At 67.7% G+C, this 14,674-nt stretch carries 13 protein-coding genes and 2 pseudogenes; 5 read left to right on the top strand and 10 right to left on the bottom strand.

Annotated elements, in window-relative coordinates; all coding sequences use genetic code 11:
• Positions 1-17: 17 nt before the first annotated feature.
• Genes L6D75_RS25235 through iacA form a run of 5 tightly spaced genes read right to left on the bottom strand, consistent with a single transcriptional unit; the run spans position 18 to position 4,093 of the window.
• Entirely contained in the window at positions 18-758 is a 741-nt protein-coding gene (locus L6D75_RS25235; protein ID WP_176517514.1) for an SDR family NAD(P)-dependent oxidoreductase, read from the bottom strand.
• Positions 759-768: 10 nt separating this feature from the next.
• Positions 769-1,245 (bottom strand): aromatic-ring-hydroxylating dioxygenase subunit beta, encoded by a 477-nt coding sequence (locus tag L6D75_RS25230; RefSeq protein WP_176517513.1) that lies wholly within the window; start codon positions 1,243-1,245, stop codon positions 769-771.
• A complete protein-coding gene (locus L6D75_RS25225) occupies positions 1,245-2,528 on the bottom strand; it encodes an aromatic ring-hydroxylating oxygenase subunit alpha (RefSeq protein ID WP_176517512.1) in 1,284 nt (427 codons plus the stop codon). Before L6D75_RS25225 ends, L6D75_RS25230 begins: the two co-directional genes overlap by 1 nt.
• 15 nt (positions 2,529-2,543) lie before the next feature.
• Entirely contained in the window at positions 2,544-2,906 is a 363-nt protein-coding gene (locus tag L6D75_RS25220; RefSeq protein WP_176517511.1) for an IacB protein, read from the bottom strand.
• A gap of 17 nt (positions 2,907-2,923) precedes the next feature.
• Positions 2,924-4,093 (bottom strand): indole-3-acetate monooxygenase, encoded by a 1,170-nt coding sequence (gene iacA / locus L6D75_RS25215; RefSeq protein ID WP_176517510.1) that lies wholly within the window; start codon positions 4,091-4,093, stop codon positions 2,924-2,926.
• A 482-nt stretch (positions 4,094-4,575) separates the two neighbouring features.
• On the opposite strand from iacA, the gene L6D75_RS25210 reads away from it, so the two are divergent.
• From L6D75_RS25210 to L6D75_RS27560, 5 genes and pseudogenes are all read left to right on the top strand, one after another.
• On the top strand, positions 4,576-5,493 hold the full coding sequence (locus L6D75_RS25210; protein ID WP_176517509.1) for a LysR family transcriptional regulator: 918 nt from the start codon (positions 4,576-4,578) through the stop codon (positions 5,491-5,493).
• A gap of 214 nt (positions 5,494-5,707) precedes the next feature.
• Entirely contained in the window at positions 5,708-6,952 is a 1,245-nt protein-coding gene (locus L6D75_RS25205) for an OprD family outer membrane porin (RefSeq protein WP_176517508.1), read from the top strand.
• A gap of 81 nt (positions 6,953-7,033) precedes the next feature.
• Positions 7,034-7,660 (top strand): NIPSNAP family protein, encoded by a 627-nt coding sequence (locus tag L6D75_RS25200; protein ID WP_176517507.1) that lies wholly within the window; start codon positions 7,034-7,036, stop codon positions 7,658-7,660.
• Positions 7,661-7,786: 126 nt separating this feature from the next.
• Positions 7,787-9,070: pseudogene (locus tag L6D75_RS27565) on the top strand (methyl-accepting chemotaxis protein); the annotation flags it as partial.
• A gap of 102 nt (positions 9,071-9,172) precedes the next feature.
• Positions 9,173-9,928, top strand: coding sequence for a methyl-accepting chemotaxis protein (locus L6D75_RS27560; RefSeq protein ID WP_371871988.1), 756 nt, complete (start codon positions 9,173-9,175; stop codon positions 9,926-9,928).
• Here L6D75_RS27560 and L6D75_RS25190 read toward each other — a convergent pair.
• The 5 genes and pseudogenes from L6D75_RS25190 to L6D75_RS25170 form a co-directional block, all read right to left on the bottom strand.
• A complete protein-coding gene (locus L6D75_RS25190; protein WP_176517505.1) occupies positions 9,890-10,900 on the bottom strand; it encodes a 3-hydroxybutyryl-CoA dehydrogenase in 1,011 nt (336 codons plus the stop codon). The genes L6D75_RS27560 and L6D75_RS25190 overlap by 39 nt on opposite strands.
• Positions 10,897-11,997: an NAD/NADP-dependent octopine/nopaline dehydrogenase family protein gene (locus tag L6D75_RS25185; RefSeq protein WP_176517504.1), complete on the bottom strand. Its 1,101-nt coding sequence runs from the start codon at positions 11,995-11,997 to the stop codon at positions 10,897-10,899. The genes L6D75_RS25190 and L6D75_RS25185 overlap by 4 nt, the downstream gene beginning before the upstream one ends.
• Positions 11,998-12,076: 79 nt before the next feature.
• Positions 12,077-13,024: a helix-turn-helix transcriptional regulator gene (locus L6D75_RS25180; protein WP_176517503.1), complete on the bottom strand. Its 948-nt coding sequence runs from the start codon at positions 13,022-13,024 to the stop codon at positions 12,077-12,079.
• A 1-nt stretch (position 13,025) separates the two neighbouring features.
• On the bottom strand, positions 13,026-14,384 hold the full coding sequence (locus L6D75_RS25175) for a spinster family MFS transporter (protein WP_176517502.1): 1,359 nt from the start codon (positions 14,382-14,384) through the stop codon (positions 13,026-13,028).
• A 159-nt stretch (positions 14,385-14,543) separates the two neighbouring features.
• A pseudogene (locus L6D75_RS25170) lies at positions 14,544-14,674 on the bottom strand (dioxygenase family protein); the annotation flags it as partial.

The following is a 14,674-nucleotide window of genomic DNA, read 5'->3' as shown; positions in this document are numbered from 1 at the left end:
CGGTGTCCTGTTGTGATTCATCGCATGTACAGGCCGCCGTTCACGTCCCAGGTCGCCCCGGTGGTGAAGTAGGCCTCGGGGCGCGCCAGTTGCACGATCAGGTCGCCAAGAAAATCCGCATCGCCCAGGCGCTGCACCGGGATGTTCGCCAGCAGCCCCGGCAGGCGCTCGGCCGGCACCGCGGCATGCACCGCCGGCGAGTCGATCGGGCCTGGGGCGATGGCATTGACGGTGACGCCGCGGGCGGCGAATTCCTTGGCGAAGACCTTGGTCAGGGTGACGATCGCCCCCTTGCTCGCCGCGTAGTGCGCGCCGGTGGCGGTGCCGCCGTTCTGCCCGGCCAGCGAGGCCATGTTGATGATCCGCCCGTAGCCGCGCTCGGCCAGGTGCGCGCCGAATACCTGGCAGCCGAGGAACACGCTGCGCAGGTTCAGGCCGACCACCGCGTCGAACTCTTCCGGGCTGATCTGCATCAGCGGCGTGGTCTTGGTCACCGCCGCGTTGTTGACCACCACGTGCAGGGCGCCGAAGTGCTCCAGCACCTGGGCCAGGGCCTGCTCGAAGTCCGCCTTGCTGGCGACGTCGAGCTTGACTGCCAAGCTACGGCCGCCCTGCCCTGCGAGCTGCTCGGCCGTGGCCTGGGCCAAGGCCAGGTCGCGGTCCGAGACCACCACGTCGAAGCCTGCGGCGAGCAGCCGGGCGCAGAAGCGCCGGCCCAGCCCCTGCCCGGCCCCGGTTACCAATGCAACTTGGTTCATGGCCGGGCCCTCACAGGATGTAGCCGATACCGGCAAGGGTATCGTCGCTGTTGATCAGGCTGATCACCTTGCGCGCGATCTTGAACCCACCCTCGGCGCGCATCAGGGTGTAGGTCAGGTCGGCGGTGTAGTGCTTGAGGCTTTCCTTGCGGAACTCGCGGATGTTCTGCGCGGCGCGCACGGTCACGTTGACCCCGTCATCGCCGAGCACGCGAATGCGCGAGATGCTGCGCACGGTGCGCGGCTGCGGGCTGGTGGAAATCGACTCGCCGCCAATCAGCCGCTGCACGCGCAGGCGGCGCATGTGGTGGTCGTCGTAGGCGTAGTTGAGGGTGTTCTCGTAGTCGGTTTCCTTCGGGTTGATCGGGATGATGTACGTCCCCTTCGCGGTCCATTGCGCCAGCCACGCTTCGTACTCGCCGTGGTCGAGCATGTCGCCTTCCTGCCAGATGAACGCGGTGACTTCGTTGAGTAGGTTGAGGTTCATCACTTGGTCTCCGCGCTCATCATCTTTTTCCACTGCTGGTACGCCGCGCGCATGCCGGTTTCGGCACTCACGTCGGAAACCAGGCCATCTTCGCTGGCTCGCTCGCCGGGCAAGCCACGGTTGAGCATGATCCACAGGTTCTCGCCGGCACTGGCGCCCTTCTGCACGCGCTCCCAGGCCTCGGAATCGTCCGGGGTACCAAAGCCCATCGGGCCCTGGAAGTGCTCGTGCAGGCGCAGGCGGTAGCGGTTGGCCGCCGCCGGGCCGCCGTCCATGGTGATCACCGAGTGGTGGATCTCGGTCTCGGTCACCGAAATCGGCTGCAGCACGCGGAAGAACGCCATCGAGCAGGCCACGTTGGGGAACAGGTTGAGGTTGAAGCCCGACCCGCCCACCGCACGCACGATGCGCCGCACCTGCGGCTCGTCGATGCCCTCGTCGCGCAGCTCGGCGGCCAGCGCTTCGAAGCGCTCGGGGATCGGCTTGTCGAGGTCGGCTTCCAGGTCGACCAGCTCGGGGATCATCACCATCACGCTGTGGCCGTTGCCCAGGTCCTCGACGTAGCCAGGGCCTTTGACGAAGTCGAACAGCTCAAGGGTCTGTTCATCCACCGACGACAGGAAGCTCTTGTGCACCAGCGGGAAGTGGTAGGCGTCGGTGGTGTTCTCCAGCTGGATCTTCCAGTTGCCGGGGAAGCGGAAGCGGTGCTCGCCCGGCACCTTGATGCCGTAGCCCGCGCCCTGCTTCATGAACAGGTCCATCCACTTTTTCGCAGCGCCCAGGAAGTCTTCCAGTGGCTCGATGTCGTCCTTGAAGGTGGCGAAGATCATCCCGGCGTAGCTTTCGGTACGCAGGCTCACCAGTGGCAGCTCGGCCTTGTCCAGGCAGTCGCCGTAGCTTTCCGGGTGCGGCACGCCGCGCAGCGAGCCGTCCAGGGCATAGCCCCAACCGTGGTAGGGGCAGACGAAGCTGTTGGTCTTGCCCTTCTTGTGCTCGCACACCGTGGCGCCGCGGTGGCGGCAGCGGTTGAGCAGCACGTTCACCGCCTTCTTGCGGTCGCGCACGACGATCACCGGCTGCTTGCCGATGTAGGTGGTCTTGTAGCTGCCGGCCTCGGGGATCTCGCTCTCGTGGGCGACCCAGATCCAGGTGCTGTGGAAGATCTTTTCAAGCTCGGCGTCAAACAGCGCCGGGTCGGTGTACAGCGAGGTGTGGACGCGGTCTGGCTGCACCAGCTCGGCCGGGTCGACGCTCAGGTTGACGGCGGGAATCAGGTTGGTCACGGATAAGTCCTCTTCTCAGGCGCGCTGGATGATCAGTTCGCGGCCGACACGGGCCTCGACCTTGGCATAGCGCCACAGCTTGTACGGCCCCTCGCCCACGGCGGTGGTGCGGAACAGGTTGCAGGCGGCGTGCACGGTCTGGATGTCCGGCACATCGGCCAGCAGGTAGGTGGTCCAGGGGAAGCCATCGGACGGCCCGACCATGCCCTGGTCGTCGTCCATGTTGCCCAGCACGTTCACCCCGGGCAGGTCGTGGATGGCGTTCCACATCGCGCTGAAGGCGGCCCACACCTGCAGTTGCTCCTCGCGCGCGGCGTCGAAGAAGTTCTGGTTGATGCCCATGCAGAACAGCACGCGCAAGGCTTTGTTATCGCTCATGACTGGTATCCCGAGAGTTACAGGTAGCCCGGAAGGGGCTGTTTGCCGAAGAACATCGCCCCGGCGTTCTGGTAGGTGACGTCGCCCATGAAGGCGTGCTGGGTGACCACCTGCGCATCGTTGACGCAGCGGGCCAGCGGGCTTTCGTTGTAGATGCCGGTCATGCCCGACAGCAGCTGCGCACTGCGCGCCACTTCTGCGGCGACGCGCGCGGCATGGGTGGAGGACAGGCGCAACAGGTTGGTGACCTCGATCGGCACCGGGTCGCCGGCCAGCACGTGCTGCCAGGCGCGTTCGATCGATTCGTAGAAGAACGCCCGGGCCGAACGCAGCGCGGCCTCGGCCTTGGCCACATCAACCTGGGCCAGCGGCCGGTCGGCCAGGGCCGGGGCGCCGGTGACCGAGATGCGCCCGCTGGCCATGCCCGACAGCTCGTCGAGGGCGGCGCGGGCGATGCCCAGGCCGACCACCGACAGCACCTGGGTGGCGAACGACAGCGACGGGTAGCGGAAGAACGGCTCGTCCAGGTTCGGCTTGCCGCCGCGCACGAAGGTCCACTGCTCGCCCACCACCACATCCTCGACCAGCAGGTCGTGGCTGCCGGTGCCGAGCAGGCCGACGGTGTCCCAGGTTTCTTCGATGCGCGCCTGGCTGCGGGGCAGCACCGCCAGGCGCGGCAGGTCGAGCTTGTCGCCGTTGCGCGGGGCGATGCCGACGCCAACGATGTCGGCGCCCATGGAGCCGCTGGAGTACTTCCAGCGGCCATTGACCTTGAAGCCTCCGGCAACGATCTCGGCCGGCTGCGGCGGGAAGATGCCCCCGGCGAACACGGTGTCGGGGCTGTTGCCGTAGATCTGGGCGATGGTCTCCAGCGGCAGCGCCGCCAGGTACACCGGGCTCATGCCGAAGCTCGCCACCCAGCCGGCGGAGCCGTCGGCGTGGGAGATGCGCTCGACCATCTCGCAGAACTCGCCGGGCGAGCATTGCAGGCCGCCGAAGCGTTTGGGCACCAGGGCACGGTAGACGCCGTGGGCCTTGAAGGCATCGATCACGTCGCGGGAAATATGGCGTTGGCGATCGAACTCACCCAGACGGGCTCGATCACGAACCCCGTCCAGCAAAGCCTCGAAGGCAGGGCCACTGGCAAGCGCCGACTCGGGCGCAGCACGCAGGCAAAGCGAATCCATGGACTTTCTCCGTCTCAGGCGCGGTGTTGTGGTTCTGGCAGGTGTCGGTGGGCAGGAGGCGAAATGGCAGGGCTCGCTGCAGCAAGGTAGCGGCCATGCAAGGGGGCAAAGGCGGGATCGTGCGGCATGTTCTGTCTCTCTTGTTTTGGGTGCCGGTGACAAAAATCTGCGGCCAATTACGTGAATTGTCAATTGAATTTTCACGCTTAAAAACGCATTTTTTCGACGGACGCATGCCCGACCAGCACCGCAAAACAAGGCTATCTATCTGATTTTTATCGGCTTTAAAGATGAATTTCGAAGCAGCTGGCTAGCCAAAAAAACTAACCAGGCCTGGCGATATGTCGAAAAATTTTTAATACACTTTTCACATGATTTCGGAGATAAAAAAGCTGGTGTAGCATGGCTGGGCATCGCGCCCACAAGAACAATCAGAACAGCACCCCCGCCATGCCTGGCGTGCACACCCCGAGGTCGAGGCCATGCCCACCCGCCCCATCGAACTGCAGGATCACCGCCTGCGCTACCTGCACCTGAGCCACGACAAAGGCTCCATGCGCGCCGCCGCCGAAGCCCTGGGGGTCGCCACCTCCTCGGTCAGCCGGCAGATCGCCCGGCTCGAAGCGGAACTGGGCATCGAGCTGGTGCGCCCCGACACCCACCGCATCAGCCTGACCCACGCCGGCGAGGCCGCGGTGGACTACTACGTCGAGCGCCAGCGCCAGCACAGCCAGTTGCTCAGCCGCCTGGACGCCCTGCGCCAGCAGCAGCAGGCCTCGACGGTGATCGCCATCGGCGAAGGCCTGCTCGGGGCGCGGGCGATCAACGCGCTGCAGGGCTTTCTCCAGGCCCATGGCGCGCACAAGGCCGAGATCATCAGCGCGCCTTCGCTGGAGGTGCAGCGCCTGGTGATGAGCGACCAGGCCCACCTGGGCGTGGTGTTCGCGCCCAGCCCCACGGCCTGCCTGAGCCGGCTGTTCAGCCTGGCCCAGCCGCTGCGCCTGATCGTGCACCGGGACAGCCGCCTGGCCGAACGCAGCCGGGTCAGCCTCGCCGACATCGCCCGCGAGTCGCTGGTGCTGCCCGGCGCCAACTTTCGCGTGCGCGAGCTGGTGGACGACGCCTGCCAGGCGCAGGGGGTCGCGATCGTGCCGACGCTGACCTCCAACTCGCTGGCGGTGATCCTCGATTTCGTCCGCTCGGGCCTGGGCGCGACCTTGCTCGCCGAGCTGCCGATCATCGACGAGCTCAAGGGCGGCACCTTCAAGGCGCTGGCGGTCGACTGCGCGCAGATGAACGCCACCGACATCCAGGTCGTCACCCGCCGCGGCCGCACCCTGGACGACCTGAGCCGGGCGCTGGCGACCGAAATGGCCAAGGCCATGCGCAAGGTGCTGTGACCTTCGCCCAGGTCGTTGCGCTAAACGCAACGACTTTGCCCGCCCCTGTCATTGAGCCGCCTGCGCTGGCCCATTAGCGTTGCTGTCGTGCACCGCACACCCAAAACAACAAGAACAACGTGACAGACAAGCAGGCAACCGACCTGCGGCCCTTCCTGCCCAGTTGCATCACTGCCCCGGTACTTGTCCTGATCACACCTCCAGGAATACCCCCATGGAACTGCGATGGCCCCTGCGTGCAAAACCGTTGTGCCTGTGCCTGGCGTGCGCCCTCCCCCAGGTCGGCCTGGCCGACCTGGTCGATGACAGCCACCTCTCGCTGAACATCAAGAACCTCTACCTGAACCGCAACTACACCCAGCACGATGCCCCGGCGTCCAAGGCCGGCAACTGGTCCCAGGGCTTCGACCTGCAGTTCGAGTCCGGCTACACCGACACCCCAGTGGCGGTCGGCCTGGACCTTGACGGGCAATACGCCGTGCGCCTGGACGCCACCGGCAACGACGGCTCGCTGCCCTACAGCCGCCACCGCCAGAAAACCTCCGACGACTACAGCCGTGGCGGCGCCACGCTCAAGTTCAAGTACGCCAAGAGCGTGCTCAAGGTCGGTGACCAGCGGCCGTTCTACCCGGTCGCCTCCAACGACCCGAGCCGCCAGCTCGATACCCTCTACCAGGGCGCGGTGATCGAATCGCGCGACATCGACAAGCTGACCCTGGTCGGCGGGCGGTTCTGGTCGATCGTCACCCGCGAGTCGTCCAACCACGAACGCCTGTACCGCTACGGCACCAGCGACAGCCAGGACAGCGACGGCCTGGACTTCGCCGGCGCCACCTATGCACTCACCCCCGACCTGCAAGGCAGCTACTTCCACGGCGTGCTCAACGACATCTACAAGCAGGACTACGCCGGCATCAAGCACACCCTGCGCTTTGCCGACGGCTACCAGCTCAAGACCGACATCGGCTACTTCAACAACCAGGAAGACGGCGCCGCACGCAGCGGCCCGGTGGACAACCGCGCCTACTACGGCCTGGTGAGCGTGGAAAAGAGCGGCCACACCGTCGGCGTGGTCTACCAGCGCATGACCGGTGACACGGTGTTCCCGACCCTGAACGGCTACGTGCCGCAACTGTGGCTGCCGAACTGGGGCAGCATCCCGTTCCTGCGCCCGGACGAGCGCAGCTGGTCGCTGCGTTACGGCTACAACTTCGCAGCCCTGGGCGTCCCGGGCCTGAAGCTGTTCACCCGCTATACCCGGGGCACCGATGTGGACCGCGGCGCGGGCCTTGACCGCGACCAGGAAAGCGAGCGCGACATCATGCTCAACTACGTGGTGCAGAGCGGCCCGCTCAAGGACCTGGCCTTCGACCTGAAGAACATCCACACCCAGCAGAAGTACGGCGCCGACTACGACGAATACCGCCTGATCACCTCCTACACCTGGAAGTTCTGGTAGCCGCCGCGCACCGTTTTTGCCCGGGCCTTTCCGTGCGGGGAGGGTTCGGGCGCTTTTATTGCAAACCAAGGAACCACCGCCATGTCCGACCTTTACGAACTGCTGCGCTTCACCCTGCGTGTGCGCACCCAGGCTATGGCCCTGCCGCGCCTGCAAGCCGCCTTGCAGGAGGCCGGCGACGGGGTCGAGCTGGTCGGCTGCTGGCTCTCGGAAATCGGCCCGCAAAACACCATTGCCGTGCTGCGCCGCTTCACCGATGCCCAGGCCCAGGCCAGCGAACGCCAGCGCGTGCTGCTCGCCAGCGATGCCTTCGGCATCGGCGAGTTCATCCTCGAGCAGCACATCGACGACTACCGTCTGTTCCCCTTCCTGCAGCCACTGACACCCGGCAAGCACGGGCCGTTCTTCGAGCTGCGCGAGTACGACCTGGTGAGCTCGGGCCTGGCCCCGACCCTGGCCGGCTGGCGCAAGGCCGTCGGCCCGCGTACCGGGGCTGACTACTCCCAGGTGTACGCGGCGTTCTACGCCACCAGTGGCCGCGTGCCGCGCTACCTGCACATCTGGCCCTACGCCAGCCTCGAACAACGCCTCGACGTGCGCACCCGCGCCGTGCGCGATGGGGTGTGGCCGCCGGAAAACTCGGCGGCGCAACTGCAGAAGATGGTGTCGGTGGTGTACCTGCCCGCGCCCTTCTCGCCGCTTGCCTGAAGCCGCGATTGCCCAGGCGTGCCAACCTCTTGGCGCTGCCTGCCAATTGCCCGCGCAGGCATACCGTTGCCGCTGCCGCCCCGGTAGCCTGCCGCGAGCCCAATTCGCGTCGCGGAAAACAACGACATGACCAACGCCTTGAGCATCCATAACAAGATCACCCTGCTCGCCAGCCTGTGCCTGGCCACCGTTGTCGTACTGCTCACCACCCTCGCCCTGGCCCAGCGCCAGGCCAGCGAGGACCAGGCCAAGGCCAGTGCCAGCGACATGCTGCTGGCCGCGGCGCGGCAGAACCTGCGCGCCGAAGGCCAGGCCCAGGCGCTGCAGATTCAGCAGGGCTTCGCCCGCGCCTACACCTTCGCCGAAGGCGTCGGCCGCCAGGTCATGCACCTGCGCGAGCGCGCCGCAGGCGGCCGGGTGCCTGCGGGCGAGCTGCGCAGCGACCTCACCCAGGTGCTGCACCAGGCCCTGGCCGGGCGGCCGGAGCTGCTGGGGCTGTTCATCACCTTCGACCGCAACGCCCTCGATGGCCGCGATGCCGACTTCGCCGGCCAGCTGGCACGGGGCAGCAACGACCAGGGCCGTTTCGCCCTGTACTGGCTGCAATCGGCCCCCGGCCAGCTGCAGGCCGTGCCAGGTGACGAACAACTGCTCGCCGACACCTCGCCCGGCCCCAGCGGGGCGCCGTTCAATGCCTTCTTCAGTTGCTCGCGCAAGGCCGCCAAGCCCTGCCTGCTGGAGCCCTACGTCGACAGCTCCAGCGGCACCGCGCGGCTGGTCACCAGCCTGACCTTGCCGCTGCTCGACCAGGGCCGGGTGGTGGCGGTGATCGGCCTGGACATCGACCTGGGCGCGCTGCAGCGCGACGCCGAAGCCGCCAGCGCCGCGCTCTACGAGGGCCAGGGCGATATCGCCATCGTCAGCACCGCCGGCCTGCTGGCCGGTGACAGCCGCCACCCCGAGCGCCTGGGCAGCTTGCTCACGGCGCGCCACCCCGAACACGCCGCCGCCATGCTCGATGCCATTCGCGCAGGCCATGGGCAAACCTTCGAAGACGCCAGCGACATGCGCATGCTGGTGCCCATCCAGCCGCTGCCCGACGCCAGCCCCTGGGCCGTGCTGGTCAGCGTGCCCAAGGCCGTGCTGGGCGCCCCGGTAGCGGCGCTGCAAACGCAGATGCGCGCCCAGTGTCTGCGCAGCCTGGCGCTGCAGGTCGGCCTGGGCCTGAGCGTCGCGGTGCTCGGCGTGCTGATGATGTGGCTGACCGCCCGCAGCGTCAGCCGGCCGCTGCTGCACGTGGCCCAGGTGCTCGAAGACATCGCCGAAGGCGAAGGCGACCTGACCCGCCGCCTGGCCTACCCCGGCCGCGATGAGCTGGGGCGCCTGAGCCGCGCCTTCGACCGCTTCCTCGAACACCTGCAACCGGTGATCGCCCAGGTGCAGGCCGGGGTGCGCGACACCCGCGACACCGCCGACCAGTCGGCGCGCATCGCCAGCCAGACCAACGCCGGCATGCAGCAGCAACTGCGCGAGATCGAGCAGATGGCCGCCGCGCTGCAGCAGATGTCGGCCACGGCCCAGGCCTCGGCGCACAGCGCCGCCCAGGCTGCGGCCGCAGCGCGCAATGCCGACCAGGCCACCGGCGATGGCCTGCAGGTGATCGAGCACGCCAGCGCCAGCATCCAGGCCCTGGCCCATGACATGAGCGACGGCATGCAGCGCCTGCACGCCCTGGCCAACAGCGGCGAGCAGATCGGCACGGTGATGGCGGTGATCTTGTCGATCGCCCGGCAGACCAACCTGCTGGCCCTCAATGCCGCCATCGAGGCTGCCCGCGCCGGGGAAGCCGGCCGTGGCTTTGCCGTGGTCGCCGACGAGGTGCGCGGGCTGGCCCAGCGCACCCAGGCCTCGGTGGAGGAAATCGGCGCCATCACCGACGGCCTGCGCACCGGCACCCGCGAGGTGACCCGCAGCCTGCAGCACAGCCACGAGCAGGCCCAGGCCAATGCCGAACAGGCGCGCCAGGCCCTGGATGCCCTGGCGCAGATTCGCCAGGCGGTCAGCGTGATCAGCGACATGAACGTGCAGATCGCCTGCGCCGCCGAACAGCAGAGCAGCGTCGCCGAAGAGGTCAACCGCAACGTCGAAGCGGTGCGCGATGTCACCGCTTCGCTGTCGGGCCAGGCCGAGCGCTCGGCCGGCATCAGCCAGCAGTTGAACGACCTGGCGTCAGAGCAGCAAGGGCTCATCCAGCGCTTCAAGGCCTGATGCGAAGTACGGCGCCAGGCCTGCCTGGCGCAGCCGCTGCACCAGCGCGGCCAGGCGCGCCTGGCGATAGGCCGGCACATCGATGTGCCGGTAGTCGTAGAAGCCCAGCCCTTCGCGCAGCCCGTTGCGCCCGGCGGCCATGTTGTCGCGCACGGCCTGGGCCGCCTGGTAGCGCTCGCCCAGGTGCTGGCTGAGGTAGGCCGAGGCGTGGTGGAGGATGTCGCCGCCGCCCCAGTCGATGAACTCCAGCAGGCCGAGCACCGAAAAGCGCGGGCCGAAACCGCTGCGCACCGCCAGGTCGATCTGCTCGGCACTGGCCACGCCCTCCTCGACCATGCGCGCCGCCTCGTTCATCACCAGCGCCTGCAGGCGCGGCACGATGAAGCCGGGCGCCGCGTTGCACACCACCGCCACCTTGCCGATGCCCTGCAAGGTCGCCAGCAGCTCGGCAAGCTTCGCCTCGCAGGTCTGCGCGCTGCGCGACACCTCCACCAGCGGCATCAGGTGCGCGGGGTTGAGCCAGTGCGCGTTGAGCAGGCGCTGCGGCGCCGACACCATCTGCGCAAGCTCGGTGACCAGGAAGGTCGAGGTGGTCGAGGCAATGATGCCGTCGGCCGGGGCATGCCGGTCGATCCAGGCCATGGCCTCGCGCTTGGCCGCCAGCACTTCCGGCACCGCTTCGAAGACCAGCCGGCAGTCCGCCAGGGCCGGCTCGCCTTGCGCTCGGGTGAGCAGTTGTATGCGCGCCAGCAGCTGTTCGGCCTGCACGCTGCCGATCAGCTCCAGGGCCACCAGGCTGTGCGCCTCGGCTTCAAGATTGCGCCTGAGCGCCAGGAAATGGTCCGCCTGCGCCGCGCGCTGCTTGAGGTCGATCAGGCTCACCTGCAGCCCGGCCTGGGCAAAGGCCAGGGCGATGCCCTCGCCCATGCGCCCGGCACCGACCACGGCGATGTGCCGCAACGGGGCATTCATGGCGCCACCCCGCCGTGCAGCATGGCGGCCATCTGCGCCCGGTCGAGCGCCGCCAGGCCGAGGTTTTCCAGGGTTCGCCCTTCGCCGTACAGGTCGCGCCCGGTCACCGCCGAGGCCAACGCCAGCAAGCCTTCGGCCACCGGGGTCGAGACGCCGGCCCAGCGCCCGACCGACACCAGCAGCGACAGGCCCAGGCGGGTGTCTTCGAGCATGTAGCGGTGCTGCTGCAGGTCGATCTTCTCGCGCCAGTCGCCGCTGTCGTTGAGCTTGCCGTGGGCGCCGCGGCCATACATCCACTCATCGCCCTGGTCGGTGTTGTAGTGGTCGGCCAGCGGGAAGTGCGGGGCCGGGTAACCGAGTGCCTCGCGCACGCGCATGCGTTCGGCGTCGAGCTGGTTGGTGACCCGGCGGATCGACGGCTGGGTGCCTTCGTTGTGGATGTCCCACGACTCGAAATGCTCCAGGGGGCCGGCATTCATCAGGATCAGCGGCGGGTGGATGATCGGCCCGGCATTCATCAGCGCGCCGCTCAGGGCGTTCTCGATGGGCTCGACACTGGGGTAGGCTTCGCGCAGCACGGCGAAGGCATGGGCGGACAGCCGGCTGGGCAGCACGCCGGTGGGCAGGCGAGTGGCGTAGGCGCTGATCACCAGTTGGTCGGCGCCGTGCTTGCGCACCAGGTACGGCAAGGTGCCGGTTTCGGCGAAGGCGACTTCGGCGGTGTTGCCGCAGGCGTGCAGCGCCTTGGCGAACACATAGCTGCCGAAGGTGCCCGGCGGCAGGAACACCACCTGGCCATCGCGCAGCAACGGCGCCACCTCGGCGGCCAGCGCCGGATGGCTGGTGGAGGGCAGCGGGATGACGACCAGGTCCGCGCCTTCCAGGGCCTGGGCCAGGTCGGCGACCAGTGCAAAGCGCTCGCCCAAGGCGACCTGGCGGCGGCCGCGGTAGTCGCGCACGGTGAGGCTGCCAATCGCTTGCAGCGCCTGCAGCGCCGCCTGGTCGCGCCGCCACAGGCGGGTGTGGTGGCCGCGTTCGGCCATTTCGACGGCCGCTGCATAGCAGCCGTGGCCGCCGCCAAGGATCGTGACATTCATGGGGTTCGCTCCGCGTGTTGAAGGTAGGCCGATGCTAGCCAGCACCCACCCGGCCCGCGCATCCGATCACGCAGGCAGGCTAGCGATTGCGCAGTTTCGTGTCGCAGGGCCGGCAGCCGAAGCGCTGGCGGTAGTGGCGGGTGAAGTGCGCGGGGCTGTTGATGCCAAAGCGCAGCAGCACCTCGGTCACGCTGCCCTCGCCGCGCTGCAGCGCCTGGTTGACCGCGAGCAGGCGCCGCTCGCGGATGTATTCGACCGGGGTCTGGCCGAGGAACTTGAGAAAGCCGGTCTGCAGGGTGCGCACCGACACGCCGCTGAGCGCGCACAGGGCCGCCAGGGTCAGCGGCTGGTCCAGGTGTGCTTCGATATGGTCGCGCGCCCGCCGCACGGGGCCGGGCAGCGGCGTGCCGGCACCCTGGCAGAGCGCATCGGAATAGTTGTGCGGCAACTGGGTCAGCAGCAGTTGCACCAGGTGGTCGGCAAGGCCCTGGCGCAGGGGTGCCAGATTCAGCTCCAGCGCCAGCAAGCTGCACAGGTAGTCCAGCGCAGCGGCCAAGGCGTGCACACCGGGGTGCGTCGCCGCCAGCGGTACGGCGAACGCCAGCGGCTGACGCAGGCTGCGCCCCAGCAGGTGCTGCAACTGCACCTCCAGCGCCTCGCGCGGCAGGCTGAGCACCGCGTTGCGGCAGGCGCCGCCGGTGACGATGCGGCTGCTGGCGAACGGCGAACTGACACTCAGCCCGCCCGCCGCCACCGCCGCCTGGTGGCGGCCGTGGGTCACCTCGCACTGCCCCTGCAAGGTGGTGCGGAACAGGTAGTGCGCGCCGCCACCGTCGAGGCTGACTTCCACCGGCACGTCATAGTCCAGCTCCAGCAGCCAGGCCCCGGCAAAGGCCACGCCGCTGGCCTGCAGGCGCGGCGGCGTGCCATTGAGCACGCGCAACCGGTGCGGGCAGAGGTAGCGGGCCAGTTGCACTTGCATCTGGGCCACATCGCGCGAGTCGAGCAGCGGGAAGCGCTCGAGCATCTCAAGCCTCGGCGGCGTGTTCGCGCTGCAGGCTGTCACGGAAGCACTTGCAGCCCTTGGCCAGCAGCACGATGGCCAGCAGCGACGCGCCGCAGCTGACGATCGACATCGACGAGCCGACCGCCGCCGGTGCGCCGAAGTAGCGGTCGGTGATCAGCGCCACCAGCGTGGTGCCAAGGCCCAGCCCCAGCAGGTTGCTGATCAGCAGGAACACCGCCGACACCTGCGCGCGCACCTGGTTGGGCGAGAGGATCTGCATGGCCGCCGTGGAGGCCGGCATCGGGAACGAGGCGAAGAACATCGCCGGCACCAGCAAGGTCACCGACAGCCACAGCGGTTCGACCTGCGAATACAGCACCGCCGGCACGAGCATGCCCAGCGCGCCGATCACCCCGGTGCGCATGGCCGCATCGCGGTAGCCACGCTTGGCCAGGTGGTCGGTGAGCCAGCCGCCGAACACCACGCCGGTGGTGTTGGCCAGCAGCAGGATGGTGCCGAGCATGAAGCCGGCCTCTTGCGGGCTCATGCCGTACTTGCGGATATACAGCGCGGGCGTCCAGCTCATCATGCAGAACAGCGCCATGGCGTAGAACGAAAAGCCCAGGTAGTGGCAGCTGAAGGTCTGGCGATGGCGGCCGATGAAGCGCAGGCCGTCGGTGAGCCTGACCTTGCGCACCTGGCCGTCGGCATCGAGCTGCGCGCCTTTGCGCTCTGGGTTGCGCACCGTCAGCCAGACCAGCAGGCCGACGATCACCCCCGGCAGGCCGACGATGAAGAACGCCAGCTGCCAGGCCTTCATGGCGCCGAGCACGGCCACCTCGATGGTTTGCGCATCCTTGAGCAAGGTGATCACGTAGCCGCCGACCAGGAACGCGACACCGCCGCCGACGAACGAGCCGATCGAATAGATGCCCACGGCGCGGCCGAGTTTTTCCTTGGGGAACATGTCGCTGAACATCGAATAGGCCGAAGGCGACAACGCAGCCTCGCCCACCCCCACGCCGATGCGGGCGAGGAACATCTGCACGAAGTTCTTGCTCAGGCCGCAGGTGGCGGTGGCGATGCTCCAGAAGATCACCCCCACGGCGATGATGCGCGGCCGCGAGAAGCGGTCGGCGAGGTAGGCGATGGGCATGCCCATGAAGGCGTAGAACAGCGAGAACGCCAGGCCATGCAACAGGCTGAACTGGGTGTCGCTGAGCTGCAGGTCGGCTTTGATCGGCTCGATCATCAGCGCCAGGATCTGCCGGTCAACGAAGGAGAAGATGTACGCCACCATGCACAGGGTGACCACGTACCACTCGTAGTAGTAGCGCTTGGTGGGGGTTTCGAGGTGCTGCTCTTGGGTGAGGTTCGTCATGCTCGAGGGTTCCTGATGGGACAGCCTGGGGAGGGATTACTAGGCAGTGACCTGTCAGCAACAGGCGAGCGAACGCAGGGCGGGGTTATGCATGACCAAGGACCTTTTATTGTTATTGGAATGGTGTATGGCAGTGGTATTGGCTGGGCGTGTACCGGCCCTATCGCCGGCAACGCCTCGGTCACGCGCCGTGGCGGCATCGTCGACGAAACGCAGCGCGCCGATCAGGCCATCGCGGGTGGCATAGGCGAAGTCGTCCCACAGGTACTTGTCGCCTTCGAAGTTGATCT

The organism is Pseudomonas faucium, from assembly GCF_021602585.1.
Classification (GTDB): Bacteria; Pseudomonadota; Gammaproteobacteria; order Pseudomonadales; family Pseudomonadaceae; genus Aquipseudomonas; species Aquipseudomonas faucium.
Note: the sequence above shows the minus strand (reverse complement) of the source record. Positions and strands in the feature narration are given on the sequence as shown.